The sequence below is a fragment of the Kribbella koreensis genome (genome assembly GCF_039525325.1).
In the GTDB taxonomy this organism is placed as follows: domain Bacteria; phylum Actinomycetota; class Actinomycetes; order Propionibacteriales; family Kribbellaceae; genus Kribbella; species Kribbella koreensis.
Map to the genome: position 1 here is coordinate 741,806 of NZ_BAAAHK010000017.1, position 26,609 is coordinate 768,414.

The following is a 26,609-nucleotide window of genomic DNA, read 5'->3' on the forward strand; positions in this document are numbered from 1 at the left end:
TCTGGTCGTCGTTGGGCATCAGACGGCCTTGTCCGCGCGAGCCGACGACCGCAGCGAGGCGATCTTCGCGATCGCGAGGCCGACGACGATCGTCACCAGTACGCCGATGATGCCGGCCAGCGCGCCGGACACCTGCGAGTTGGCGATCCCGCTCACGCCGTAGTCGGCGAGGGGGCTGCCGGCCACCGCGGAGCTCTTGGCCGCGCCCTCGAAGCCGAGCTTGGCGCCGACGAACTCCAGCCCGTCGGGATGCGCGCTCGCGAACAGGCTGACCACACCCGCGACCAGCAGGGTGGCCGCGATTCCGACCCCGTACGACCGGCCGGCCGGCCGGGCCGCGATCGGCCTGTCCGGCGACACGGTCGAACTGTTGCCATCGGCATCGACCAGGACGAGGTCGGCCTGCAGATGGCGAGCCGCGTAGACCAGATCCGGCCTGGTCGCGACGACGGCGCTGAGCACGGCAGCGGTGATCACCGCCTCACCGAGGCCGACCAGGATGTGCCAGCCGACCATCGCCGTGGCGAGCTTGCCGAGCGGGATGTCGACCGCGCCGCCGATCGCGTAGAGGCCGGTGAAGCACAGCGCCGCGACGGGCACGGAGACGAGCGCGCCGACGGTCGTGGCCGGTACGACGCTGCCGACGCGCTTGGGCAGGGCCTTCAGGAGTGCTCGCGTCACGAAGTACCCGACGAGAACGGTGACGAGGCCCATCAAGGTGATGTTGGTGCCGAGCGCGGTCAGGCCGCCGTCGGCGAAGAGCAGTCCCTGCACGAGCAGCACGGTCGACATCACCAGCACCGCCGACCACGGCCCGACCAGGGCCGCGGCGAGCGCACCGCCGAGCAGGTGGCCGCTGGTCCCGGCACCGACCGGGAAGTTGACCATCTGGACGGCGAAGACGAACGCGGCGGTCAGCCCGGCCAGCGCCGGACCCGTCTCACGGATCTCCCGGTTGGCGCGCTGGAGGCTGAAGCCGACGGCACCGGCGGCGATCAGGCCGGTGGCGATGGAGGTGGGCGCGTCGAAGAACCCGTCAGGAACATGCATGAGCACATTCTTGATCTACTTGCGACCCGATCGCAAGAAGAGGCTTACAGATCCGCGAGTGCGGACTCGATCGCCCGGTGGATCGTCGGGTATGCGTAGATCATCTGTCGCAGACAGTGAACCGGAACTCGTGCATGCACGGCCAGCGCCAGCGTCCCGAGCACCTCGCCACCGGTCGGCCCGGCACTGGTCGCGCCGACCAGGATGCCCTTCTCATTGTCCATGATCAGCTTGATGAATCCCTCGTTGCCCGCCTTGTGGATCCAGCCCCGGGTCGAAGCCGGTACCTGGGTCAGGCCGGTCCGCACGTCGAGCCCCTGGTCGCGCGCCTGCTGCTCGGTCAGCCCGACCGCGCCGATCTCCGGATCGAGGAAGGTCACCCGCGGCATCGCGTGATAACTGGCCTTGGGCGCGTCCTGCGCGCCGAGGATGTCCAGGACGGCGACGTTGGCCTGGTACATCGCGTTGTGGGTGAACACCCCGACCCCGGTCACGTCACCGATCGCCCACACGCCGTCACCGGCCCGCACGTGCTCGTCGACCTCGATCCGGCGCGCGGCCGGATCCAGCCCGACCTGGTCGAGGCCGAGGTCCCCGATGTCCACCCGGCGCCCCGTTGCCACGAGCAACTTCTCGCCCGACACCGTACTGCCGTCGGCCAGCGTCACGGTGAAGGCGTCATCGCCGTAGCTGACCGACTTGGCGTGCTGACCGGTCCGGAAGGCCACCCCGTCGCGTTCCAGCGCGAACCTGGCCAGCTCGCTCGACTCGGGCTCCTCCATCGCCAGCACCCGGTCGGAGCCCTCGATCACGGTGATCTGTACGCCGAACCGCGCGAGCGCCTGCGTCAGCTCCAGCCCGATCGCGCCGCCGCCGAGCACCAGCAGCGTCGCCGGCAGCGTCTCGAGCCGGATCACGTCCTGGTTGGTCCAGAACGGCGTACCGGCGAGGCCTTCGACCGGTGGGACGACCGGGACCGTGCCGGTGGCGACGATGATGCCGCGGCTCGCCTCGAACTCGCGGTCGCCCGAGACCACGCGGCCCGGGCCGGTGATGGTGCCCTTGCCGCGGACGAAGGTGACGCCCTTGCCGACCAGCCGGTCGACGGCGACCTTGTCGTTCCAGTTGTCGGTCGCCTCGTCGCGGATCCGCTTGGCGACCGGCGCCCAGTCGGGCGTGACGGTCGCGGTACCGGCCATCCCGTCGACGCGGCGGGTCTCGGCGATCAGGTCGCCGGCCCGGATCATCATCTTGCTGGGGATGCAGCCGTAGTACGGGCACTCGCCACCGACCAGCCGCGGCTCGATCCCGACCACGTTCAGCCCCACCTGCGCCAGCCGCCCCGAAGCCTCCTCGCCACCGACGCCCAGCCCGATCACGACCACATCCACCTGTTCAGCCATGCCGCCAAATCTCGCAGACCCCGCCACCTTCGCCAAGCCTTCCGCTCGCGTGTCATCGGACGGTAAGTGGCTGATCGCTGTCCGGGATTCAGGCGCTGTTCATCGGCGGACCTGCCGTCATCCTTCTGCGGCTAGCGCTGTCTGCAGATTGCCCGGCAGTGGGTGCGGCAGCTTCGTCGTGTGAACCGGGGCGAGTCCGTCGAAGGTCAGTGCCAGGTAGCGGCGCCATGCATCCGGATGGGCGCCGAGTACGGGCGCTGCAGTCTGCTGGATGCCGCCTAGCAACAGCACGATGTCCGTGCCGGTTACATCGTCGCGGATGGCACCCTGCTCCCGAGCTCGAGCAGTCAGCACCTCCACCAGCCCGGCGAACCGCTCGATCGCGGCCCTGACCTCGGCATTCTGCAGCGACGGCTTCCCAACCACCTCGCAGAACGCCTGGTCGGCAGCGAGCGCCTCGACGCCGGCGGTCATCAGCTCCCGGAGCGCTTCGCCCGGGTCAGCCGCATCCCGCAGGCCGTCAGCAGTCTCGACCAACCGGTCCAGGAGCTCGAGCATGATCGCGGCGAGCAGGTCGTCCTTGCTGGCGAAGTGCCGGAAGACCGTGCCCTTGGCGACGCCCGCCCGCTGAGCGATCTCCCCGATCGACACCTCGACGCCCGACTCCGCGAACGCCGAACGGGCCGCGTCGACCAGCAGGCCGCGGTTGCGCACCATGTCCGCCCTCATGGTGTGAACTCTACCACCTAACATGACCGCCCGGTCAAGTTGTGCCTAGACTGAACATGACCACCCGGTCACTTTCTACCGTCAAGGAGACCCCATGAACCTCGAAGGCAAGATCGTCCTCGTCACCGGAGCCTCATCCGGCATCGGCCAGGCGACCGCCCTCGCGCTGTCCCAGGCCGGCGCCAAGGTGGCAGTCGGCGCCCGTCGGGCCGACCGGCTCAAGCTCCTCGCCGAGGACGCCCCCGGCGAGATCCTGACCCTCGACCTGGACGTCACCGACCAGCAGTCGATCCAGGACGCGGTCGCGGCGACGGTCGGCCACTTCGGCCGGCTCGACGCGCTCGTCAACAACGCCGGCATCATGCTCAGCGGCATGATCCTGGGCGCCGACACCACCGAGTGGTCGCGCATGGTCGACACCAACCTGCTCGGCTCGATGTACGCCGTACATGCCGCACTGCCTCACCTGCTCGAATCCAAGGGAACTGTCGTCCAGGTGTCGTCGACCTCGGGCCGGATCGCCTCGGCGGCCGGGGCTGCCTACTCAGCCACGAAGTTCGGCATCACCGGCTTCATCGAGTCGCTGCGGCAGGAGGTCACCACGCAGGGCGTGCGGGTGGTCGTCGTCGAGCCCGGGTTCGTCGCCACCGAACTGGCCGGCCACATCACCGACCCGGCGATGCAGGCGATGGCGAAGACGATGGCCGACTCGATCCGGACCCTGCAGCCCGACGACATCGCGGCGGCCGTCGTCTACGCCTTGAACCAACCTGACCACGTCTCCGTCAACGAACTCCTGATCCGGCCGACTGATCAGCTGCAGTGAACCCCGCGAACCGGACCGCGCCGCGGGTGCCGTTGCCACCGTTCGCGGCGGACATGAACAGGCCCGCGTCGAGGCTGGCGCCGGCGGGGACTGTCACTGATCCGACCGGCTGCCAGGTGGTTCCGTCGGTGCTGCACGAGCCTGCGATCGTGTCGCCACTACGGCTGAGGCGGACCCAGGCCGGGGCGGCGATGCCGGGCAGTTGCGCGAAGTCCAAAGATGCACATGAGTCAAGACTTCAAACAGTTTTGTACAAAGCATCACCTAACGATAGATTTGCGGTCTGTCATTAGCCTGCGAGGAGGCCTCGATGTTCGTGATCGCTCACCTCAGTGATCCCCATCTGGATGGAACGGTTGTCGCACGCGATCGCCTGCGCAGTGTCGTGAACTACCTGCGCGCGTTCTCGCGTCCCGTCGACGTGGTGCTGGTGACCGGCGATCTCGCCGACCACGGGCTTCCGGCGGAGTACGCCGATGTCGCAGCCGAGTTGGCGCTCGACGTACCGGTGCTGATGCTGCCGGGCAACCACGATGTGAGCGCGCCGTTGCGAGCCGGGCTGCCGGTCGAGTCGCCTGGTGAGGGGCATCCGGTTCATCAGGTGCAGGACGTCGGCACGGCCCGTTTCGTGCTGCTCGACACGTCGGTGCCGGGTGAGGACCACGGGTTGCTCAGCGCGGAATCACTCGAGTGGCTGGCGGGAGTACTGGCCGAGCCTGTCGACGGACCGTTGTTCGTCGCCTTCCATCACCCGCCGAACAAGCTCCAGCACCCGGTACTTGACCAGTGGATCCTCCAGGACGCCGAGCCGTTCGCCGCCGTACTCCGCGGCAAGCCGATCACCGCGATCCTCACCGGCCACGTCCACAACGGCGTCTCGACCACCTTCGCCGGCCACCCGTTGCTGGTTGCCCCCGGCATCAGATCGACCGCCCCACTCCCCTTCGAGCCGGCCGCGGCCAACGGTCTGGTCGACGTCGAGGCCCCACCCGGCCTGGCGCTCCACCTCGTGGCCGACGGTCAACCTCTGGTCACCGTCTACCGAGCCATAACCTCAAGCTGACGTCGAGACCAGGCCGTCCCACGACCACCGCGGGACGGTCAGGTCTTGCGGCACCGCGTCCTTGGACCCGTGATACCGCGCCATGCTGACGTTCGTCGCCCACGCGAAGTACTCGTAGAGCACCGACCGGACCGGGTCGGTGAGACCGACATCGGTCAACGCCTGGTCGAAGCAGGCGATCGCCAGCCGATCCATCTCTTCGTGCGGTCCGTTGCCACTGTGCATCCAGACGACGGCGCTCTCGGTGCCGTAGGAACTGGTGAACGCGGGTGGACCGCCAAGCGCCTCCACCCAATAGGCAGCGAGCCGCTCGGTGTGCTGCGGATGAAAGCCATGACTGAACGCGTGACTGACAACCTCGTCAGCCATCACCCGCTCGTGCCACGCCGCAGCCAGCCGGAGCAGACCGTCATCACCACCAGCGGCTTCATACACAGTCTCCATGCCCAGAGACTGGCACCGCCGCACGCCGGCGGCAAGGCTGCCGCCCTGGGCGACCTGACCGCCGGCGACGAGGCGCCGAGCAACGCGAAGGGCCCCGGACCAGTGGTCCGGGGCCTTCGTCAGAGCGAGAATCAGAAGTTGATCATGTGGCCTTCGAGGCCGTGGAAGGCCTCTTGCAGCGCCTCGCTCAGGGTCGGGTGGGCGTGCACGTTGCGGGCCAGTTCCTTGGTGGTCAGGTCCCACTTCTGGGCCAGGGTCAGCTCCGGGAGGAGCTCGGTGACCTCGGGGCCGATCAGGTGAGCGCCGAGCAGTTCGCCGTACTTCGCGTCGGCGATCACCTTGACGAAACCGTTCGGGTCGCCGAGGCCGTGCGCCTTGCCGTTGGCCGTGAAGGGGAACTTCGCGACCTTGACGTCGAAGCCCTCCAGCCGGGCCTGCTCCTCGGTCCAGCCGAAGCTGGCGATCTGCGGCTGGCAGAAGGTCGCCCGCGGGATCATCACGTAGTCGAGCTCCATCGTCTCGACCCCGGCGATGGTCTCGGCCGCGATCACGGCCTGCGCCTCGGCGGCGTGGGCCAGCATCAGCTTCGCGTTCACGTCGCCGATGGCGAAGATGTTCGGCACGTTGGTCCGCAGGAATCCGTCGACGCCGATCGCGCCGCGCTCGGTCAGCGCGACCCCGATCTTGTCCAGGCCGTAGCCGTCGACGCGCGGCTGGAAGCCGATCGCCTGCAGCACCTTGTCGGCCTCGAGCGTCTGCTGCGCGCCGTCCTTGCCGGTGACGGTCACCTTCACCTTGTCGCCGGAGTCGTCGATCGAGTCGACCCGGGTGCCGGTGAGCACGTCGACACCGAGCTTCTTGTACGCCTTCGCGAGCTCCTTGGAGACCTCGATGTCCTCCAGCGGGACCATCCGGTCGAGGAACTCGACGATCGTCACCTTCACGCCGTAGTTGGCCAGCACGTAGGCGAACTCGACGCCGATCGCGCCGGCGCCGGCGATCACGATGCTGCCCGGCAGCTCCTCGGTGAGGATCTGCTCCTCGTACGTGACGACCCGGTCGCTCAGCTGGGTGCCCGGCAGCAGCTTGGTGGTGGCGCCGGTGGCGATGATGCAGTTGTCGAAGGTGACCGTCTCGGAGTTGCCGTCGTTCAGCGCGACGTCCAGGGTGTTGGCGTCGACGAACGAGCCCCACCCGTCGAACTCGGTGATGTTGTTCTTCTTCATCAGGAAGTGCACGCCCTTGACGCGGCCGTCGGCCACCTTGCGGCTGCGCTGCACGGCCGTCGGGAAGTCGAAGCTGACCTCGCCGCTGATGCCGAAGGTCTTCGCCTCCTTGCGGAAGATGTGCGCCAGCTCGGCGTTGCGCAGCAGCGCCTTGGACGGGATGCAGCCAACGTTCAGGCAGACACCGCCCCAGTACTTCTTCTCGATGATGGCGGTTTTGAGCCCGAGCTGGGCGGCGCGGATCGCCGCGACATACCCACCCGGTCCGGCGCCGAGGACAACAACGTCAAAGTGCGAGGCCATGACTGAAATCCTAGTCGCTGGCACCAGCCGATCCCGCCTCGGGCCGGGCCGGGATGCCACGGCGTGACGACGGTCACCATCGGGCAGCGTGTCCTGCCTCATCGTCACGGACGGTGACCTGGGGTTCCGTCAGGACCGTCGGACGCCTACGCTGGGGCACGCACGGGGGATGTCCTCCTTCCGTGCGCGCGTGAGGCGCCCTGTGGCAGGGATACGGAAAACGAGGACTGGGGGCTCGATGCTGGGCAACGGCCGGAGACTGCGGCTCGCCGCACTCGGCGCGGTGATGGCAGTGGTGGCGCTGCCGACGTATGCCGCGTTCGCCGACCAGACCCCGCCTCCCCCGGCCTCCGTGACGGATGTGAACCGGTCGCTGGAGCAGCTGCAGGCCGAGGCCGCCGAGATCCAGCTGGACGTCGCCAAGGCCACCGTCGCCTACACGAACGCGCTGAAGACCGCGCAGACCGCCGAGGCCGCGGCCAAGAAGGCAGAGGCCTTCGCCAACAACACCAAGAACAAGTCGCAGGACGAGCGCCGCCGCCTCGGCCTGCTGACCGCCCAGGCATACCAGCTCGGCATCCCGACGGTCCTGGGCACCGAGTCGATGCTCTGGTCGCTCGCACCGGTCGCGGAGAATCTGCAGGAGATCGCCGACCGCCAGACCGCCATCCGGCAACTCGGCAGCACCCAGGTCGCGCAGTACAACGCAGCCACAGCAGCAGAGTCCACAGCCGGTACTGCGGCCGCTGACGCGGCAGCCAAGCGTGCCGTGGCCGACCAGGCCAACAAGAAGGCCACCGAGCTCGGCAAGACCGTCCGCGAGAAGGCAGCCAGCGCAGCGATGGCCATGGAAGGCCAACTCGCCGACCTGGCCGGCGCGACCGAGCTGTCCAAGCAGCTGCAGGCCACTCGCAACCAGCAGGCACTCGCCAACTGGCAGACGTACCTGGCCGAGTTGACCGCCGCCAAGGTCAAGGCGCCGACCGCTGCCAGCATCAGGAGCCCGTTCGACCTTCCGAACGGCCTGCTGCAGTACAAGGTCGCCAAGGCGCCGGTGCCCGGTGTCGCGGCTGTAGTGAGCAGTGGACGCCCGCTGCGGGTGCTGTCGGCCGAGACGATCCGCGCGGTCAACCAGGCCTTCTCACTGATGGGCAAGCCGTACGGCGTCGGCGGGACCGGCCCGGACAAGTACGGATGTCTCGGCGCGGCCCGAGCCGCCTGGCAGCCGTACACGACCCTCGCCGGGCTCGCGACCAGCGTCTACGCGAACTACCAGAAGGTGCCGGCCAGCCAGATCCAGCCCGGCGACATCCTGCTGATGGGCAGCCGGTCCGTCGGCCTCTTCCACGTCGGTATCGCCCTCGACAACGCCGAGATGATCGCCGCCGACGAGGCCAAGGGCTCGGTAGCCGTCAGCTCGATCCCCGACAGCATGTACGCCGCGCTGCGGCCGACTCTCGGCAAGCCGCTGAAGGCTCAGGTCGCCCCGGCCACCACGCCGGCCGCAGCGACCTTCCGCTGCGGCAACACGGCCACCACGGTCGACGTCGGCACCGGCGGCTGGACCTGGCCGCTCGCAGAGGGCACGTACGAGATCGGGACGCCGTTCGGTCAGGCGGGCGCGCTGTGGTCCAGTGGCTTCCACACCGGTCAGGACTTCGTGGCGCCGGTCGGGACGAACGTCCGGGCGGTCACCGCAGGTACCGTCCGGATCGAGCACCCGGCCTGGGCCGGCAACCTGGTTCGCATCGATCACGGCAACGGGCTCGAGACGCTCTACGCGCACCTGAGTCGCATCGACGTCGCTGACGGCACACACGTGACCGCCGGACAGCAGATCGGTGCCGTCGGCACCGAAGGCAACTCGACCGGACCGCACCTGCACTTCGAAGTGCGGCTCGGTGGAGACGCGGTGAACCCGATGCCGTTCCTCGCCACCGGCGGCACGAGCACCGGCTGGGGCGGCTACAGCAACGGCCTGATCCCGCAGTCGCAGCTCTGCGGCCTCGGCGGTGGGCACATGCTCCGCTGCGACGCCGCAGCGGCGTACCAGCAACTGTCCAGCGCGTTCCGGCAGGCGTTCGGCAAGAACCTCTGCATCACCGACTCCTACCGCTCCTACTCGGCCCAGGTCGACCTGTACGGCCGCAAGCCGTCGCTGGCCGCCCTGCCCGGCACGTCCAACCACGGCTGGGGCGTAGCCGTGGACCTCTGCGGCGGCATCGACAAGTTCGGCACGGCGCAGTACGAGTGGATGAGCGCCCACGCCTCCGCGTACGGCTGGGTCCACCCGGACTGGGCGCGACAGGGCGGTAACCGCGAAGAGCCCTGGCACTGGGAGTTCGGCAAACCACGCAGTGCGTAGTCGTCTCCTCCCTTGGCTCCGCAAACACCGCTGGTCGACTGCTGCCTGCTCCGTACTGCTCGTGGCGATCCTCGGAGTCGTGGCAACGCCGTACCTGTCTGCCTTCGCCACAGCCGACGGTTGGCAGGGCTACGGCAACGGCAAGATGCCGGCCGACAAGCTCTGCCGCGTCGCGCCCGGACAGAAGCTGCGGTGCGACGCGGCAGCGGCGTACGGGGAGCTGGCTGCGGCCTACCAAGCTGACTTCCACAAGGTGTTGTGCATCACCGACTCCTATCGGCCGTACCGCGCGCAGGTCGACCTGCTGCGCCGCAAGCCGACGCTGGCTGCCTTTCCTGGTACGTCGAACCACGGGTGGAGGCTGGCCGTCGACCTGTGTGACGGCATCAACGACTTCGGGACTCCGCAGTACAGGTGGATGAGCGTGCATGCGGCGGCCTACGGATGGGTGCACCCCGGGTGGGCGCGCGAAGGGGGCTCGCGGCAAGAGCCCTGGCATTGGGAATTCGCCGGGGATTCGCTCCGGTGAGCACGTAGGCTGGGGGTGTGGCCGAGCAGACCAGTCCCGACCGCACGGACGACAACATCACGCTGGACGCCCAGGATGACCGGTGGGAGTGGCGGCGGAAGATCCGTGCGAACCCGCGCAAGCTCCTGATCTACCGGATCGGGATCGGGGTGCTGGGCGGGATTCTGATCATCGCGGCGCCGTTGACCGGATGGTTGCCGGGGCCGGGCGGGATTCCGTTGTTCATCGCGGGGCTGGCGGTGCTGGCGAGTGAGTTCGAGTGGGCGCAGCGGCTGCTCTACCGGGTCAAGGACTGGGTCAAGGCGCTCACCACCTGGACCGGCAAGCAGCCAGCCTGGCTCAAGGTACTCGGCACGGTCGCGCTGTTCGTCTGTGTGCTGGTCGCGATCTGGCTCTACCTGGCGGTGCTCGGCGTACCGGGCTGGCTGCCGGACTCGTGGGAGTCGTTCCTGCACAAGCTGCCGCTGCTCGAGTAGCACGCTTGCCTTCACATCAGTGTGAGGGTTTGAGAATGGCGGCATGACCCGCCCGAAGTCGCCTGCCGCCACCTTGGCCGTGCTGTCGGTCGCCCAGTTCCTGATCGCGCTCGACTACTCGATCATCTACATCGCGCTGCCGAGCATCGCGACCGAGCTGAGCCTCGAGCCGGCGCTCGCCCAGTGGGTGATCAGCGCGTACGCCGTCCTGTTCGCCGGCTTCCTCGTCGTCGGCGGCCGGCTCACGGACCGGCTCGGCGCCAAGCGGCTGTTCGTCGCGGCGATCATCGGCTTCGGACTGGCCAGCGCGGCCGGCGGCATCGCCCATGACGGCACAGTGCTGCTAGCGGCCCGCGGTGCCCAGGGACTCTTCGCAGCACTCCTCCAACCGGCGGTCATCGGCTTGATCGGTACTACGTTCGCCGCCGGCCCGGCCCGTAGTCGAGCATTGGCCGTCTGGGGCTCGGTCGGCGCGTCAGGTCTGGCCGCCGGGGCAATCCTCGGAGGCGTCCTCACCAGCGCATCCTGGCGACTCACCTTCCTGGTGAACATCCCGCTCACCCTGCTGGCAGCCCTGGGCGCCATCATCTGGATCCACACTCCATCGAGTCCCATAGCGTCCCGCGTCCCACTGATCGCCTCCGCTCTCGGCACTGCGACAGTGCTGGCGCTGGTGATCGGCCTGACGCTCGGCACCGACCACCCGACGGCTGCAGCGGTCAGCCTTGTCCTTGCGGTCGCCCTGTTCGCCACCTTCGTCCGCAATGAGAGCAGGTCTCGCAACGCCCTCATCGAGCGAGCGCTGCGGAACACCAAGTCCCTGAAGATCGGGGCAGCGGCCACTGCTCTCTACATGGCCAGCGTTGGCTCCGAGTTCTATGTGTTGACGCTGCTGCTGCAATCCCAGAAGGCCTACACGCCGCTCCAAGCAGGCCTAGCGTTCCTGCCTCTCGCTGTGCTCGTCACCATCGGCAACACCGCGGCCGAGCGGTCCGTACGCCGCTACGGCTCGGCCGTGGTCCTCGCAGCAGGCTTCACCATCGCCGCCGCCGGTCTGCTCTGGCTAGCCGTCGCCCTAGAAGGCTCGTACGCCGGAAGCCTGCTACCCGGCCTACTGCTCAGCGGCTTCGGCCACGGCATCATCTACACCTGCATGTTCATCATCGGCACCCACGACGTACGGCAGGAACAACAAGGGACCGCAGGCGCGCTGCTGACGACCTCGCAGTACCTCGCGGGAGCACTGACGATCGCAGTGCTGACACTGGTCCTCACGGACTCCCCCGGCCCGACAGAGTTCCGCACAGCCTTCCTGCTGACCACCGCGGCCGCTGCAGCAGGCGCCCTACTGGCGCTGCGCCGCTACCTCGTAGTCGCGGATGACGAAGTCGCTACTGACCTTCTCCCCGACCCGCAGCATCTGATTGAGCAGGAACGGTGTCCCAAGTAGCCGGTTGCGGGCAGCGATGCCGAAGCGAGTCTTGGGCGCCAGGAACTTCCCCGTCCGGCCACCACCGCTCTGGCAGGCCCGGACCGGCTTGCGCAGTTGGCTCTCGTACGCAGCGAAGGCCGCTGCATACGAACCACCGGCCGCCTCCAACTCACCAGCGAGCACATAAGCCGCGACGATCGCGGTACCGGTCCCCATGCCGCCCACTGTCGCGCCGTAGCCGGCGTCTCCGACCAGCGCGACCCGGCCATCCGACCAGCGGTCCACGTCCACCCGGCTGATCGAGTCGAAGTACAGGTCGGTGCAATCGTCCAGCCCGTCGAGCAGCGCCGGCACCTTCCAGCCGATCCCGGCGTAGGTGGAGCGCAGAATGTCCTTCTGCTGTTGGGGATTCCGGCGATCGTAGGTCAGCTCAGGTGAGGCGAAGACGAACATCGTGCCCGCCTTGGCCGGGTCCCGGTGGTCCATCCCGACACTCGCCAGCCGTCCCGGCACGTTGTACATCAACCCGTCCCGCTCGATCCCGAACGAGTTCGGCAGATCCCACCCGGCGATGTAGTAGCCGCCATGCGTCACCAGGCCGCCGCCGAACACCAGCCGCCGCACGACGGAGTACATCCCGTCAGCCCCGAACACCAGGTCGTATGTCGACGCCGCACCACTCTCGAACGTCACGTCCACTCCGCCACCGTGCTGCTCCAGCGACGCGATCGAATCACCGAACCGGTACTCCGCCGCAGAGCGACTGTGCTCGTACAGTACCTGCGTCAGGTCGGACCGAAGCACCTCCAACTCTCCCCCGGCGAACTCCGGCGGCAGTCGCAGCAACTGCCGGTCCGCAGAGTCGACGAACCGCATCGCCGTGCCACCCGTCTGCCGGGCGCGCAGATCCTCCAGCACCCCCATCCGCTCGAGCACGACCTTGTTCGCACTCCCCCGGAAATCAACCGCATAACCGCCCTGGCGCAACGCCGGGGCCAACTCGACCACCGTCACCTCATGGCCGTACCGCCCGAGCCAGTACGCCAGCGCCGGACCCGCGACACTCGCCCCCGAGATCAGAACCTTCACTCCACACCCCTGTTCCTTGAACTGTCTCCACCGGACACTGTTTCGATAATGTGTATGGTAGACACAGTTCACGACGCACCACAAGCCAGGAGCCGCCGCGATGATCAACCTGCTCTGGGGGGATCCGCCGCCGCCAACCCGCGGCCCCAAGCCGGCGATGACCGTGGAGGGCATCACCAAGGCGGCGATCGCGATCGCCGACACCGACGGCCTCGACGCCGTCTCGATGCAACGCGTCGCGGCCGACCTGTCGTTCACGAAGATGGCGCTCTACCGCTACGTCGGCGGCAAGGCCGAGCTGGTCTCCCTGATGACCGACCGCGCGATGGGCCTGCCACCACACCACCCGCCGCAGCCGTGGCGCCAGGCCCTGATGGACTGGGCCCTCGACCTGTACGCCGGCTTCGCCCGCCACCCCTGGCTGTTGCTCTCCACCGTCGGCCGCCGAGCCCTGGGCCCTAACGAGCTCACCTGGATGGACTTCGGCGTCCGAGCACTCGCCGAGACCGGACTCAGCGGCGGCCAGCAACTCGACGCGCTGATGACGATTGCCGGGCAGGTGCGGACGATCGCGCACCAGACCCTCACCCTGCCGGGCGGCACGATCGGCATCTCCGAGGAGAACATCACCTCGGCGCTCACCGAGATCCTGGCGACGCAGCCCGACCGCTTCCCAGGCCTGACAGCCGCGATGCAGTCGCTGGCGGGCAGCGAGAATCAGGGCCTCGACTTCGGCCTCAACCGGATCCTGGACGGGCTCGAAGTACTGATCAAGCGCGGGTGAAGCGGGCGCGATAGGTGGTCGCGCTCAACCCGTAGTGGGACTTGAAGCGACGGGCGAAGTAGTTCTGGTCCGGCCAGCCGACCGCCTCACCGATCCGGTTGATCGGCTCGTCGGTGTGCAGCAGCCGGTCCGCCGCCAACTCGACGCGGTGGCGGGACAGGTACGCCATCGGCGGCAGCCCTGTCGACGACTTGAACAACCGGACCAGATAGCCGGGCACCAGATGTAGCTCGGCGGCCAGCTCGGTCAGTGTCCAGTGGTGGGCCGGATCGGACTCCATCAGCCGCATCGCCGTCAGTACAGCCGGATGCGCCGGCCTGGTCGAGCCGGCGAGCTCACCGGCCAGCGCGCGAGCCAGGCAGCTCAGGAACAGCGACAGCCGGCCGATGACGTCACCGCGATGCAGGTCGAGCGGCCGGGCGCGCAGATCCTCCAGATGCTCCAGCTGACTGATGCACTCCTCCATCGGGATCTCATCGAGGTGCCCCGTCAGCACTCCGCGTCGGCGGGCCGAGTTCGGGCCGGTCCAGAGCAGGTAGCCGAGCAGTGCGTCCTCGCGCGTCCAGGCCAGCTCGTGCTGCAGCAGGTCGGCAGAGAAGATGCAGTTGAACAGGTCGAGCCCTTCGCACTTGTCGTACCCGTGCCAGACCCCCGGCCGCAGCAGCAACACATCGCCCGGGCAGAGCTGCTGATAGCCGGCCGGGCTGTGATGCAAACCGGTGCCGCCGGTCACGACGGCCACTTCGAAGAAGCTGTGCGTGTGGACCGCGTGCGCGCCCTCGTGCACGTAGTGGCCCGAGTAGGCGTAGGCGCCGTCGACGAAGTACAGCAGCGTTCCGGCGTTCTCGATCGGCGGACCGGTCATGCTCCAACATACGAGCCGAGGTGCATTTCGTGCTACCTCCGGTGCACTCCGGACTATCGGCTGACCACAGCGCGTCGCAGGATCGATGAAACATCGAATGAATCGTTTCACGCGTTGGGAGCACAATGACCCGTCCTGCTGCCGCACCCGTGTCCATCCGCTTCGAGCACCGCACCGGCACCGGTCCGGTCATCGGCCTCGGTACCGGCTCGCCCCGCCTGTCCTGGCAGGTTCCGTCCGCAGCCGAGAACTACCACCAGGTCGCCTACGAGATAGAGATCGCCGGCGAAGTCCACACCGTCCAGTCCGCAGAGCAGGTGCTGGTCCCCTGGCCCGGTACGCCGCTGTCCTCCCGCCAGAACGCGGCCGTGCGGGTCAGAGTCAGCGACGGCGTCGAATGGAGCGACTGGAGCGAGCCTGCAGTCGTCGAGGCGGGCTTGCTCAGTCCAGACGACTGGACAGCGCGCTTCGTCAGCCCGCGCGAGCTCGGCGCGCATGGCCGACCCGCGCCGATCGTCAGCGGCTCCACCACGCTGCCGGACGGCATAGTCAGTGCGCGCCTCTTCGCCACAGCACACGGCGTCTACCTGCCCTCGCTCAACGGCAGCCGAGTCGGCGACGAGGAGCTGGCGCCTGGCTGGACGGCGTACCAGTACCGGCTGCGCTACCAGTCCTACGACGTCACCGACCTCGTACGACCCGGCGAGAACACCCTGGACTTCCTGCTGGGCAACGGCTGGTACCGCGGCCGCCTCGGCTTCCAGAACCAACAGGCCCTGTACGGCGACCGCCTGGCCGTCCTGGCGCAACTGGAGGTCACCACTGCCGACGGTGAGACCCACGTGTTCGCCAGCGATGACACCTGGACCGCCCGCGAGAGCCAAATCCTCGCCGACGACCTGTACGACGGCCAGCGCACCGACTTCACCTACACGGCGGCCGACCCGACGCCGGTCGACGTACTGGACGCAGACCTCGGCCTGCTGGTCGCTCCCGACGGCCCACCCGTTCGGATCACCGACATACTTCCCGCCGTCGAGATCACCACCTCACCCACCGGCAAGACGCTCGTCGACTTCGGCCAGAACCTGGTCGGCCGAGTCCGCCTCCGGGTCCGTGGCGGCAACAGCGGCGACGAGGTCGTACTACGCCACGCCGAGGTGCTCGAGAACGACGAACTCGGCGTCCGCCCTCTCCGCACCGCCAAGGCCACCGACACGTACGTGCTCGCCGGCCCCGACGAGCAGACCCTCGAGTCGCCCCTGACCTTCCACGGCTTCCGCTATGCCGAGGTCACCGGCGTCGGCAACCTCGCCAAGGAGGACCTAGAAGCAGTAGTCCTCGGCTCCGACCTGCAACGCACCGGCTGGTTCGAGTCGTCGGACGACCTGCTCAACCGCTTCCACGAGAACGTCGTCTGGGGGATGCGCGGCAACTTCCTCGACGTCCCCACCGACTGCCCGCAGCGCGACGAGCGACTCGGCTGGACCGGCGACATCCAGGTCTTCTCCCCCACGGCCTCCTTCCTCTACGACAGCGCCGGCTTCCTCACCAGCTGGCTGGCCGACCTGGCCGCCGAGCAGCACAAGGACGGCTCGGTGCCTTTCGTCATCCCCGACGTACTCCGTGACGCCGGCCCGTCGACCGCTGCTTGGGGTGACGCGGCAACAGTCGTCCCCTGGGTGCTTTACCAGCGCACAGGCGACCGGGGCCTCCTGGTCCGGCAACTGCCGAGCATGCGGGCCTGGGTGGACCGGATGACCGAGCTGGCCGGTGAGGACCTGCTCTGGTCGGGTGGCTTCCAGTTCGGCGACTGGCTGGACCCGACTGCCCCGCCCGAGGACCCGTTCCGCGCCAAGGTCGACCCGGACGTCCTCGCCACCGCACACCTGGCCCGCTCGGCCGAGATCGTCGGATGGGCTGCCGACCTGGCTGGTGACGCCGAAAGCGCCCGCCAATACACCGAGCTCGCAGCGAAGGTCCGGGCGGCGTTTGCGGCGGAGTACACGACTGAGGGCGGGCGGGTGCTCAGCGACTCGACCACGGCGTACGCGATGGCCCTGCAGTGGGCGCTGCTGCCGACAGCTGACCAGCGCAAGCGCGCTGGTCAGCGACTGGCCGACCTGGTTCGCATTGCCGGCTTCCGGATCAGTACTGGCTTCGTCGGTACGCCGCTGATGACGGACGCGCTGTCCGACGCGGGCCAGCCCGACCTGGCGTACAGGCTGCTCCTGCAGACCAGCTGCCCGTCGTGGCTTTATGCGGTGACCATGGGCGCCACCACTGTCTGGGAGCGGTACGACAGCATGCTGCCCGACGGGAGCATCAACCCCGGCGAGATGACCTCCTTCAACCACTACGCCCTCGGCGCGGTCGCCGACTGGATGCACCGCCGGGTCGCGGGCCTGGCCGCAGGCTCACCTGGCTATCAACACCTGGCAATCCACCCACTGCCCGCGGCACAGCTGACAAGAGCCGCAGCTCGCCACCTGACCCCGTACGGCGAGGCAAGCGTCGAGTGGACCCGCAGCGACGGCCGCTTCCACCTGGTCGTCACCATCCCCGTTGGTGCGACCGCGACGGTCCAGCTACCAGACGGCAGCGCACCCCTCGAAGTACGGCACGGCAAGCACGAATGGACCGTTGCCGACCCGCACTCCGACGTACCGCCACTCGGCTCCGATGCCACCATCCGGCAGCTCATCGACCACGAACCGAGCTGGCAATCGATTGTGAGCACGGCCGTGGAGGCCGGTGTCGCCAACGACGAAGCCCAGCTCGCCGGCCGGCTCGAGCACTACCTCGACGCGCCGGCGACCAAGCTCGTCGATCTTGCCGGCGGCAACTTCTCGCCCGCGGCCGAGGCCGTCCGGGAACGTCTCGACTCCTTGCTCACCCCGCAGTGAACCTCCGGAGGCCATCATGATCCGCTCACGTACGACCGCACTGGCCACCCTGGCCGTGGCCGCGCTGGCGCTGACCGCCTGCAGCGCGGGCAGCCTCGGCTCCAGCGACTCAGGCGGTGGCGGCGACGCCGTCACGCTCAACTTCCTCGTCGACAACGGAGAGCAGACGGTCAAGACGGCCGAGCAGCTCGGCAAGGACTTCACCGCCAAGAACCCCGGCATCACGGTCAAGGTGGAGACCCGTCCGGCCGGCAGCGAGGGTGACAACATCGTCAAGACCCGGCTGTCGACCGGCGACATGACCGATGTCTTCATGTACAACTCGGGCTCGCTGTTCCAGGCGATCGCGCCGCAGAAGAACCTCGTCCCGATGGGCGACCAGCCGTGGGGCGCCGGACTGGACGACAACTTCAAGCGCACCGTCACCGCCGGCGGGCAGATCTACGGCGCGCCGTACGGCGGCTTCATGGGTGGCGCGATCCTCTACAACAAGCCGGTCTACGCGCGGCTCGGGCTGCAGGTCCCGAAGACCTGGGCGGAGTTCATGGCCAACAACGCCAAGATCAAGGCGGCCGGGATCGCGCCGGTGATCCAGACCTACGGCGAGACGTGGACGTCGCAGCTGTTCGTGCTCGGCGACTTTCACAACGTCGCGGCGGCCGAGCCGGACTTCGCCGACAAGTACACCAAGAACCAGGCGAAGTACGGCACCTCGCCGGCCGCCCGGAACGGATTCGAGCACCTCCAGCAGGTGCACGACCTCGGCTACGAGAACAAGGACTTCGCCTCGGCCAAGCTGCCGGACGGACTCAAGTTGCTTGCCCAGGGCAAGGGTGCGCACTACCCGATCCTGTCCGCGGTGGTCAGTGACCTGGCCGCTACCTACCCGAACTCGACCAAGGACGTCGGCCTGTTCGCCATCCCCGGTGACGACGCCGCGAAGAACGGCCTGACCGTCTGGGCTCCGGCCGGCGTCTACATCCCGACCAGTACCACGGGCGCCAAGCTCGACGCCGCCAAGAAGTTCCTCGGATTCATCGCCAGCAAGGAAGGCTGCGACTCGCAGGCGAAGGCCGGTGCGGTCACCGGGCCGTTCGCGGTGAAGGACTGCAAGCTGCCGGCCGACGTACCGCAGGTCGTCCAGGACATGCAGCCCTACATCGACAAGGACGGCTCGTCGAGTCTCGCGCTGGAGTTCCTGTCGCCGGTGAAGGGGCCCTCGCTGGAGCAGATCACGGTCGAGGTCGGCTCTGGTATCCGCAAGGCCGCCGCCGGCGCCTCGCTGTACGACGAGGACGTCAAGAAGCAGGCGCTGCAACTCGGCCTGGCGGGCTGGTGAGCCGTGGTCACAACGTCGATCCACACGTCCACCAAGACGCGCACGGCCGTCGCCGGACGCGACCGTGGCCGGCTGCGCAGCCCGTACTCGACCTGGTTCTATCTCCCGGCGGCCGTCGTCTACGGAGTGCTGTTCGCGGTCCCGACGTTCGCGTCGTTCTACTTCAGCCTGACCCGCTGGAGCATCTTCGAGTCGAGGTTCATCGGGTTCGGCAACTTCACCACGTTCTTCCAGGAGCCCGCCCTGGTGAAGGGCTTCACCAACACACTGATCTACGCGGTCGTCACGTCCGGCACGAAGGTGGTCCTCGGGCTGCTGCTGGCGGTCCTGCTCACCTCGCAGATCGTTGCCCGCGGCTACCTGCGGTCGGTCGTGTTCTTCCCGGTGCTGGTCTCCACGATCGGCGTCGGCCTGACCTTCACCGTCTTGATGAACCCCGAGCGCGGGCTGATCAACAGCGGGTTGTCCGTGCTCGGGATCGACGGGCCTGGGTGGCTCACCGACCCGAAGTACGCGCTGTTGTCGGTGGCACTGGTCGATGTGTGGAAGGGCGTCGGATTGGCGACGCTGATCTACATCGCCGGGATCGTGTCGATTCCGGCGGAGTACCTGGAGGCGGCGAAGGTCGACGGCGCGACCGCCTGGCAGAGCTTCCGGCGGATCATCCTGCCGCTGGCCCGGCCGGCCACCGTGACGGTCATCATCTTGTCGCTGATCGGTGGGTTGCGTTCGTTCGACCTGATCTGGGCGATGACGCGCGGCGGGCCGGGCTTCACCTCGGACGTGATCGCGTCGGTGATCTACAAGCAGTACCAGGCCGGGTTCTACGGCTTGTCGACCGCGGGCAACGTCGTCTTGTTCGTCGTGGTGACGGCGATCGTGCTGCCGTTGTCGCGGTTCCTCAACCGTAAGGAGGTGGAGCTGTGAGCACAGCTGTCGTCAGTGGCCCGAGGCCGCACAAGAACTACCTGCTCAGCGTGGTGGCGATCCTGGTCTCGATCGTCGTCTTCCTGGTGCCGTTCGCCTTCATCGTGCTGACCGCGGTCAAGGACCGCCAGCAGGCCTCGCTGCTGGACTTCTCCTGGCCGCACCAGTTCCATTTCGTCCAGAACTTCGTCGACGTGGTCAAGGCCCGCGACTACATGCTGATCATCGCGTTCATCAACAGCTCGATCCTGACCGTGGCCAGCGTGGCCGGGATGGTCGTGCTGGCCGCGATGGCCGCCTTCGTCCTGCAACGCAAGGCGAGCCGCTGGAACGGCCTGATCAACTTCCTGGTCCTGGCCGGGCTGATCATCCCGCCCGCGGTGGTCCCGACGATCTGGGTCCTGCAGCGGATCGGCCTGTTCCGCACGATGCCCGGGCTGATCCTGGTCGAGATCGCCTTCGGGCTGTCCTTCTGCGTCCTGCTCTTCCGGGCGTTCGTCGCGACCATCCCGCGGGAGCTGGACGAAGCCGCCGTCATCGACGGGGCCGGACCGCTGCGGCTGTTCTTCCAGGTGATCTTCCCGCTGTTGCGTTCCGTCATCGTGACCGTCGTGGTGGTCCAGTCGGTCGTCGTCTTCAACGACTTCGTCAACCCGCTCTACTTCCTGCCCGGGGACAAAAACGCCACCGTCCAGCTGACCCTCTACAACTTCTCCAGCCAGTTCACCACGCAGTACAACCTGCTCTTCATGAACATTCTGTTGATCACCGTTCCACCCCTGGTGATGTTCCTCTTCTTCAACCGCCAGATCGTCGCCGGCATGACGGCCGGCGCGGTGAAAGGCTGATCTAGCATGAGGTCATGGGCTTCTACTCCGAGCGGGTGGTACCCCGGCTGGTCAACCTGACCTGCGGTTCCAAGCTGGCCGAGCCGGTGCGGCAGCGGGTCTGCGAAGGGCTGCACGGTGAGGTCGTCGAGATCGGATTCGGGTCGGGCCTCAACGTGCACCACTACCCCACGACCGTGACGGCGGTGACCGCCGTCGAGCCTTCCGACGTCGCCTGGCGACTCGCCGCGCACCACCTGGACGCGACCCGGGTGCCGGTACGGCGTGCGGGGCTCGACGGCCAACTGCTGCCGTTCGAGGACCAGAGCTTCGACAGCGCGCTGTCCACCTGGACGCTGTGCACCATCCCGGACGCCACCGCGGCGTTGCACGAGATCAGGCGTGTTCTCAAACCAGGAGGCACGTTCCACTTCATCGAGCACGGACTCGCCCCCGACGAGCCGGTACGCCGCTGGCAGCACCGCCTGGAGCCGGTGCAGCGCCGCGTGGCCGGCGGTTGCCACCTCACCCGACCGATCGCCGACCTGGTCACCGGCGCCGGGTTCACGATGACCGACCTCGACGTCTTCTACCAGGCCGGCGCACCGAAATTCATCGGCGCCTTCACGCTCGGAAAAGCAAGCTAGAGCATCGCGGGCAACCACTCGGCCAGGCGCTGGTAGTCGTGGAGGCTGTTGTAGGCGTGGGCTGACAAGCGGATGAAGACCCGGGTGTCGAACCCCGTCAGCGTGATCTCCGCCTTCAGCTCGCGGGAGACCTTCTCCTTGAACGCCTCCCCTGCGTCCGGCGAGCGCTCGCCGGGGAAGGGCAGCTCGACCAGGCGCATGGTGGCGGCGGGGTGGGCGACCTCGGCCACCGAGGTGCCGAGCGACTTGGCGAGGATTCGGGCGCCTTCGTCGACGAGGGTGGACAGTTCGGAGCGACGGCGGGGCCACTCGAGGTCCGCCAGGACCCGCAGGGACTCGGGGGCGGCGATCCAGGAGGCGTAGTCGGCGGTGCCCTGCTGGTCGAAGCGTTCGGGGAGGCGTTCGTCGTACTCCGACCAGCTCACGATCAGCGGAAGGGTCGCCGTCCGCCACTGCTCCGCCACCACGAGCCCGGCCGTCGCGCGGGGCGCGGCCGGCCACTTGTGGAAGTTGCCGGTCCAGAAGTCGGCGCCGTCGTCGGCCGGTGCGTCGAGCAGAGCCGGCGCGTGCGCCCCGTCGACGATCGACGGGATGCCCAGGGATCGGCACAACGCGGCGAGTCGCCGGATCGGGAACACCATCGCGGTCGCCGAGCTGATCTGGTCGACGATCAGCGCCGCGGTCCGCTCGTCCAGCACCGCCTCAACGGCCGCCACCACTGCGTCGTCATCGGCTTCCAGAGGCACGTCGACGACGACAATCTCAGCCCGGTTGGCCTTGGCGAAGCGCTCAGCGGCGTACCGGACCGCGCCGTACGCGTGGTTGGTCAGCACGAGCTTGCTGCCGGCGGGGATCGGGATCGTGCTGAGGGCGGCCGTGACGCCGGCGCTGGCGTTGGGGACGAGCGCGAAGCCCGCCGGGTCCGTCTGCAGGAAGGCGGCCAGCTCCAGCCGGCTCGCCGTCAGGCGCTCCGGGACCGAGCGGAACCAGCGCATCGGGTTCGCCTCGGCCTCGGCGCGCAGCAAGGCCAGCAGCTCCTGGGTACGCCGCGGCACGGCGCCGAACGAGCCGTGATTCAGATGCACGTAATCGGGGTCGAGGGTCCACAGGTCGGGGCGGGGGCTGAGTACCGTCACCTGCTGAACGGTACATACTTCTCGGCGTGTATCCCTATCTCGACCACGAGGGGCCGATCGCGATGGCCCACCGCGGCGGCGCCTTGCACCCGGACAACGTCGGCTACGAGAACTCGATGCACGCCTTCGAGCAGGCGGCCGGCCTCGGCTACCAGTACATCGAGACGGACCTGCACGCGACGAGGGACGGAGTCGTGGTCGCCTTTCACGACCACCGGCTCGACCGCGTCACCGACCGCACCGGGGTGATCGCGCAGCTGCCCTGGTCCGAGGTCCGGCAGGCGAAGATCAACGGGCACGAGCCGATCCCGCTGCTGTCCGACGTACTCGAGCACTTCCCCAACATCCGATTCAACCTCGACATCAAGGCCGACAACGGCGTCCAGCCCGCCGCCCGGGTACTGCGCGAGCACGACGCGATCGACCGGGTCTGTGTCTCCTCCTTCTCCCAGGCCCGCGTCGACCTGATCCGCCGCGAGCTCGGCGAGCGCCTGGCCACCGGCTTCGGGCAGCGCGAGATCGCCAGGCTCCGCTTCGCGCCGTACCGGATGGTGTCGCGAGGAGCCTGCCTGCAGATCCCCGAGTACTACGGACGCCTGCGCGTCCTCACCCCCGGCCTGCTCCGGCGGGCGCATGCCCTCGGCAAGCAGGTGCACGTGTGGACCGTGGACGACCCGGCCGCGATGCACCGGCTGCTCGACGCCGGCGTCGACGGGCTGATCACCGACCGGACCGACCTGCTGCGCGACGTACTGATCGAGCGGGGGCAATGGGTCAGATCGTGACCCACGACCGGCATCCCTTCTGCCACACTCCTCCGCATGGGAATTCTCTCGGCCCCGGCGAGTGTCGACAAAAGTGAGTACTGGGGCTTCAGCCTGTACGACTGGGCCAACTCCGGCTACGTCACGACGGTCGGCACGGTGCTCTTCGCGCCGTACCTGACCTCGGTCGCCGAAACCGCTGCCTGCGGCCGGGTCGGCACGACGGACGACCCGTGCACCACGAACCTGCACGTGCTCGGGCTCGGTATCTCGCCCGGCTCGCTCGCGTTCTACGTCGTCACGGTCGCGACGTTGCTCTCGGCCCTGCTACTGCCGATCGTCGGGGCGATCGCGGACCGGTCGGCGCGCAAGAAGGTGCTGATGTGCGGCTTCGCGTGGGCCGGCGCGCTGGCCGCCTGCTGCATGGTGTTCGTCGGCGACGGGCGGTGGGCGCTCGGCGCGTTGCTGCTGTTCCTCGGCAATCTGTGTCTCGGGTCGTCGCTGGTGGTCTACGACTCGATCCTGATCGACATCGCCGGGCCGGATGACCGCGATGACGTGTCGTCGCGGGCCTGGGCCTTCGGGTATCTCGGTGGGTTCATCCTGCTGGCGCTCAACCTCGGAGTGGTCACGGCGCATGACGCGCTGGGCCTGGACAAGTCGACGGCGGTTCGGCTGAGTCTGCTGAGTGCGGGGCTTTGGTGGGGGTTGTTCACGTTCATCCCGTACCGGAAGCTCAAGAACCGGCCGCCGGCGAACGTCGTACCGGTCGGTGGCGGGAACCTGATCCGGCAGAGCTTCGGGCAGTTGTTCGCGACGCTGAAACACGTGCGGACGTATCCGATGACGTTGCTGTTCCTGGTCGCGTACCTGTTCTTCAACGACGGTATCCAGACGGTCATCTCGGTGTCGTCGACGTATGGGGAGAAGCAGCTCGGGTTCGAGACGCAGATCCTGATCATGACGATCCTGCTGGTGCAGTTCATCGCGTTCTTCGGGGCGCTGGCTTTCGGGCGGTTCGCGCGGAAGTACGGGACCAAGCACACGATCATGGGCGGGCTGGTGGTCTGGATGGTGATCGTGATCGCCGGGTTCCTGCTGCCGGCGCATCAGATCGCGCCGTTCCTGGCGATGGGGGCGGCGATCGGGATCGTGCTCGGCGGTACGCAGGCGCTGTCCCGGTCGGCCTTCAGCCAGCTGATCCCGCGAGGACGGGAGGCGGAGTACTTCAGCCTGTACCAGGCGGGCGAGCGCGGTACGTCGTGGCTCGGCACCCTGGTCTTCGGCCTGGTCCACCAGATCACCGGCTCCTACCGTCCCGCGATCGTCGCCCTCGGGCTCTTCTTCGTCGTCGGACTGGTGCTGCTCTCCCGCGTCGACATGCGCCGCGGCATCGACGAGGCCGGCAACACCCAGCCGACCGTCCTCGTCTAGCCCCCAGGAACGCGCGGTGCCTCGGTGAGGAAGAAAGGCCCGGCCAGGAAGAGGCGAATGCCTCTGGCCGGATGAGGCCCCGGGACCGACTCTCAGGCCATGCGAAGAATTGCCATGGTCCTGGTGGTGGCGCTTGCCGGAGCTGGGCTCGCGGCCCAGCCCGCGGCGGCGGAGTCCCCGTCCTCTCGAGAAGTCAGCGCGTACGCCGAGGCGCTCTGGTACCCCGCGGACGGTGGGGAGCACTACCTGCACACCTTGGCCGTTCGGACCTCAGCCGGTGTGTCGATCGGCGCCGACGGGTACGCGCGCGAACCCGTCACGTGCGCCGACGGCTCCACGACCGAAGCGTTCACGTACTTCAGTGGCGCGGGGACAGGCCCGATGACGGTGTCAGGGGCCCTGGACCATGCAGTCGTCCGGACGACTCTCGACCTGACGTACGAGACCTTGCTCGGGTGCCCGGAGTCGGTCGGACAGACGGTCGTCGCGCCGGATCAGGCCGTCCTGCTGGTACTCGACCAGGTCGGCGCGCCGCTGCGCGAGCGATCGGCCGCCCGGATCCGCATTCCCGGCGCCCGTAACGACTCCTACATCCAGCGGGTGGACCTCCACAGAGCTGCCGGCACTCTGACGATCGGCTCCGAGACGAGATCGACGACCAGCGCTGGGATCGAGCGCGACCTTACGGTGACACATGGTTCGGTGGAGGCGGCCGGCGTACTGACCACGCCGTCCTTCTTCGCAGACCTGGCGGCGGTGACCCGTACCCGGTCAACCATCCTGCAGGCCCGAGGTGGGCTGCTGGAGCAGGCGACCGGTGATCCGGCTCCGGGCTCGGTGCTGAGCCGGTACGTCGACGTGACGGCCGAGACCGTGGATCGCACCGGTACGACGGTCTACGCGCTGGTGGTGACCGACACGGTGGTGCGTTGCGCGGATGGCGCGCTCGGCGTGGTCACCACGGAGCGGTATGGCTCGGCGACCGGAACGCTGACCGTGGGGCCGCAGTACCGGACCGCGCAGGCGACCGCGACCGTTCCGCTGACCCTCACGACGTTCAACGGTTGCGACGACAGTTCGTCGACGGTGGAGCTGGGGGCGGCCCCGGTACGACTCGACCTGATGGGCACGGCTGCTGTGATGACAGCCGTCGACTCGCGAGTGTTCACCTCCCCACCCGACGTCCGCGGGCACGAGCGGACGGTTCTCACCGGCCGCGGATCCGTCCAAGGCACGGTCGGCGTCGGCGACCTGACGGTGACGCCCACTTTCGGCGGAATCGGCCAACGCAAGTTCGCCTCGCAGCAAGTCGGCTAGGTCCTGTGCCGATGGCGTGAAGCATCACGCCAGCGGCACGAAACCCGCAGCGAACCCCGCTTCTTCACCAGCTGACACCCCGCGGCTCCCCAGCGGCCGAACAACCCGCCAGCCGACCCACGCCACCACCTCCGGGGACGATTCCGCCGATCCGTCACGGTACAACAGCATCAACCTCGCCGACACACCTGTCGCCCCGCGACGAAGCGCGCCCCCGGACCGCCACGCACGCATTACCCATCCGAACCGCCACGCACGCATAACCCACCCGAACCGCCCCGACACGCCCGGGGCAAGCTCTTCCCGGCCGGGTTAGGTATGCACACCGATCCGGCCATTGCCTCCAGCAACCAATCCCGAGCTCCATCCCGAGGGTTGACCCCCGAACTGGTGGGTTGCCCCACCAGAATCCGGGCAGGCAACCCACCACCTGCGGGGTTAACCCCCACCCAATCCACGCCACCTCACCGCGCCCCCACCCTCACCGCTCCCCCACCCTCACCGCTCCCCCACCCTCACCGCGAGCGCCCCGGATGGCGGTCGTCAGGCGGCGGGTGGCGGTCGGTGGCACCGCACGCGGGGCCGGGCCGTCTCGCCGACGTCGCGCTGGCGGCACGGGTTCGGCGGGAGGGGGCGTCGAGTCGGCGAGAAGCGGCGGTGGGAGGGGGCGGGGGGTCAGTGGGAGGGGGTGGTGGGTCGGTGGGAGGCGGCGGGGGGTCAGTGGGAGG

At 68.3% G+C, this 26,609-nt stretch carries 23 protein-coding genes; 15 read left to right on the forward strand and 8 right to left on the reverse strand.

What is annotated here, in order from left to right; genetic code table 11:
• Positions 1-18: 18 nt before the first annotated feature.
• The 3 genes from ABD116_RS32950 to ABD116_RS32960 form a co-directional block, all read right to left on the reverse strand.
• Positions 19-1,050 (reverse strand): energy-coupling factor ABC transporter permease, encoded by a 1,032-nt coding sequence (locus tag ABD116_RS32950; RefSeq protein WP_343979408.1) that lies wholly within the window; start codon positions 1,048-1,050, stop codon positions 19-21.
• Positions 1,051-1,094: 44 nt separating this feature from the next.
• Complete coding sequence (locus ABD116_RS32955) at positions 1,095-2,453, reverse strand: dihydrolipoyl dehydrogenase family protein (protein ID WP_343979411.1); 1,359 nt, start codon at positions 2,451-2,453, stop codon at positions 1,095-1,097.
• A 117-nt stretch (positions 2,454-2,570) separates the two neighbouring features.
• Complete coding sequence (locus ABD116_RS32960) at positions 2,571-3,182, reverse strand: TetR/AcrR family transcriptional regulator (RefSeq protein WP_343979414.1); 612 nt, start codon at positions 3,180-3,182, stop codon at positions 2,571-2,573.
• A gap of 94 nt (positions 3,183-3,276) precedes the next feature.
• On the opposite strand from ABD116_RS32960, the gene ABD116_RS32965 reads away from it, so the two are divergent.
• Both ABD116_RS32965 and ABD116_RS32970 read left to right on the forward strand, forming a co-directional pair.
• Positions 3,277-4,008: an SDR family NAD(P)-dependent oxidoreductase gene (locus ABD116_RS32965; protein WP_343979417.1), complete on the forward strand. Its 732-nt coding sequence runs from the start codon at positions 3,277-3,279 to the stop codon at positions 4,006-4,008.
• Positions 4,009-4,318: 310 nt separating this feature from the next.
• The gene (locus ABD116_RS32970; protein ID WP_343979419.1) at positions 4,319-5,071 is read left to right on the forward strand and encodes a metallophosphoesterase; all 753 of its coding nucleotides are present in this window, start codon (positions 4,319-4,321) and stop codon (positions 5,069-5,071) included.
• Here ABD116_RS32970 and ABD116_RS32975 read toward each other — a convergent pair.
• Positions 5,063-5,515, reverse strand: coding sequence for a group II truncated hemoglobin (locus ABD116_RS32975; protein ID WP_343979422.1), 453 nt, complete (start codon positions 5,513-5,515; stop codon positions 5,063-5,065). The two genes, ABD116_RS32970 and ABD116_RS32975, sit on opposite strands and share 9 nt — an antisense overlap.
• 131 nt (positions 5,516-5,646) lie before the next feature.
• Positions 5,647-7,044: a dihydrolipoyl dehydrogenase gene (gene lpdA, locus ABD116_RS32980; RefSeq protein ID WP_343979425.1), complete on the reverse strand. Its 1,398-nt coding sequence runs from the start codon at positions 7,042-7,044 to the stop codon at positions 5,647-5,649.
• 238 nt (positions 7,045-7,282) lie between these two features.
• Here lpdA and ABD116_RS32985 point away from each other — a divergent pair, with 238 nt between their 5' ends.
• The 4 genes from ABD116_RS32985 to ABD116_RS33000 are packed head-to-tail and all read left to right on the forward strand — an operon-like array spanning position 7,283 to position 11,864.
• Positions 7,283-9,409 carry a peptidoglycan DD-metalloendopeptidase family protein gene (locus tag ABD116_RS32985; RefSeq protein WP_343979428.1) on the forward strand — a complete coding sequence of 709 codons (2,127 nt, stop codon included), beginning with the start codon at positions 7,283-7,285 and terminating at the stop codon, positions 9,407-9,409.
• Positions 9,402-9,938 (forward strand): M15 family metallopeptidase, encoded by a 537-nt coding sequence (locus ABD116_RS32990; RefSeq protein ID WP_343979431.1) that lies wholly within the window; start codon positions 9,402-9,404, stop codon positions 9,936-9,938. Before ABD116_RS32985 ends, ABD116_RS32990 begins: the two co-directional genes overlap by 8 nt.
• Before the next feature lie 17 nt (positions 9,939-9,955).
• Entirely contained in the window at positions 9,956-10,414 is a 459-nt protein-coding gene (locus ABD116_RS32995) for a PGPGW domain-containing protein (RefSeq protein ID WP_343979434.1), read from the forward strand.
• A gap of 43 nt (positions 10,415-10,457) precedes the next feature.
• On the forward strand, positions 10,458-11,864 hold the full coding sequence (locus tag ABD116_RS33000; protein WP_343979437.1) for an MFS transporter: 1,407 nt from the start codon (positions 10,458-10,460) through the stop codon (positions 11,862-11,864).
• Here the strand turns inward: ABD116_RS33000 and ABD116_RS33005 are convergent.
• Positions 11,760-12,935 carry an FAD-dependent monooxygenase gene (locus ABD116_RS33005; protein ID WP_343979439.1) on the reverse strand — a complete coding sequence of 392 codons (1,176 nt, stop codon included), beginning with the start codon at positions 12,933-12,935 and terminating at the stop codon, positions 11,760-11,762. The genes ABD116_RS33000 and ABD116_RS33005 overlap by 105 nt on opposite strands.
• A 100-nt stretch (positions 12,936-13,035) precedes the next feature.
• On the opposite strand from ABD116_RS33005, the gene ABD116_RS33010 reads away from it, so the two are divergent.
• Positions 13,036-13,719, forward strand: a complete 684-nt coding sequence (locus tag ABD116_RS33010) for a TetR/AcrR family transcriptional regulator (protein ID WP_343979441.1) — start codon at positions 13,036-13,038, stop codon at positions 13,717-13,719.
• Here the strand turns inward: ABD116_RS33010 and ABD116_RS33015 are convergent.
• Positions 13,706-14,584: a helix-turn-helix transcriptional regulator gene (locus tag ABD116_RS33015; protein WP_343979444.1), complete on the reverse strand. Its 879-nt coding sequence runs from the start codon at positions 14,582-14,584 to the stop codon at positions 13,706-13,708. The two genes, ABD116_RS33010 and ABD116_RS33015, sit on opposite strands and share 14 nt — an antisense overlap.
• A gap of 125 nt (positions 14,585-14,709) precedes the next feature.
• On the opposite strand from ABD116_RS33015, the gene ABD116_RS33020 reads away from it, so the two are divergent.
• Genes ABD116_RS33020 through ABD116_RS33040 form a run of 5 tightly spaced genes read left to right on the forward strand, consistent with a single transcriptional unit; the run spans position 14,710 to position 21,230 of the window.
• On the forward strand, positions 14,710-17,490 hold the full coding sequence (locus tag ABD116_RS33020; protein WP_343979446.1) for a family 78 glycoside hydrolase catalytic domain: 2,781 nt from the start codon (positions 14,710-14,712) through the stop codon (positions 17,488-17,490).
• A 16-nt stretch (positions 17,491-17,506) separates the two neighbouring features.
• On the forward strand, positions 17,507-18,829 hold the full coding sequence (locus tag ABD116_RS33025) for an ABC transporter substrate-binding protein (RefSeq protein ID WP_343979449.1): 1,323 nt from the start codon (positions 17,507-17,509) through the stop codon (positions 18,827-18,829).
• Between the two features lie 3 nt (positions 18,830-18,832).
• Complete coding sequence (locus ABD116_RS33030) at positions 18,833-19,756, forward strand: carbohydrate ABC transporter permease (protein WP_343979452.1); 924 nt, start codon at positions 18,833-18,835, stop codon at positions 19,754-19,756.
• A complete protein-coding gene (locus ABD116_RS33035; protein WP_343979455.1) occupies positions 19,753-20,604 on the forward strand; it encodes a carbohydrate ABC transporter permease in 852 nt (283 codons plus the stop codon). The genes ABD116_RS33030 and ABD116_RS33035 overlap by 4 nt, the downstream gene beginning before the upstream one ends.
• 14 nt (positions 20,605-20,618) lie before the next feature.
• A complete protein-coding gene (locus ABD116_RS33040; protein WP_343979458.1) occupies positions 20,619-21,230 on the forward strand; it encodes a class I SAM-dependent methyltransferase in 612 nt (203 codons plus the stop codon).
• On the opposite strand, the gene ABD116_RS33045 is transcribed toward ABD116_RS33040, so the two are convergent.
• Positions 21,227-22,366, reverse strand: a complete 1,140-nt coding sequence (locus ABD116_RS33045; protein WP_343979460.1) for an aminotransferase class V-fold PLP-dependent enzyme — start codon at positions 22,364-22,366, stop codon at positions 21,227-21,229. The two genes, ABD116_RS33040 and ABD116_RS33045, sit on opposite strands and share 4 nt — an antisense overlap.
• A 26-nt stretch (positions 22,367-22,392) precedes the next feature.
• On the opposite strand from ABD116_RS33045, the gene ABD116_RS33050 reads away from it, so the two are divergent.
• From ABD116_RS33050 to ABD116_RS33060, 3 genes are all read left to right on the forward strand, one after another.
• Entirely contained in the window at positions 22,393-23,151 is a 759-nt protein-coding gene (locus tag ABD116_RS33050; RefSeq protein WP_343979463.1) for a glycerophosphodiester phosphodiesterase family protein, read from the forward strand.
• 36 nt (positions 23,152-23,187) lie between these two features.
• On the forward strand, positions 23,188-24,564 hold the full coding sequence (locus ABD116_RS33055) for an MFS transporter (protein ID WP_343979466.1): 1,377 nt from the start codon (positions 23,188-23,190) through the stop codon (positions 24,562-24,564).
• A 99-nt stretch (positions 24,565-24,663) separates the two neighbouring features.
• A complete protein-coding gene (locus ABD116_RS33060; RefSeq protein WP_343979469.1) occupies positions 24,664-25,881 on the forward strand; it encodes a hypothetical protein in 1,218 nt (405 codons plus the stop codon).
• The last annotated feature ends 728 nt before the right edge of the window (positions 25,882-26,609 follow it).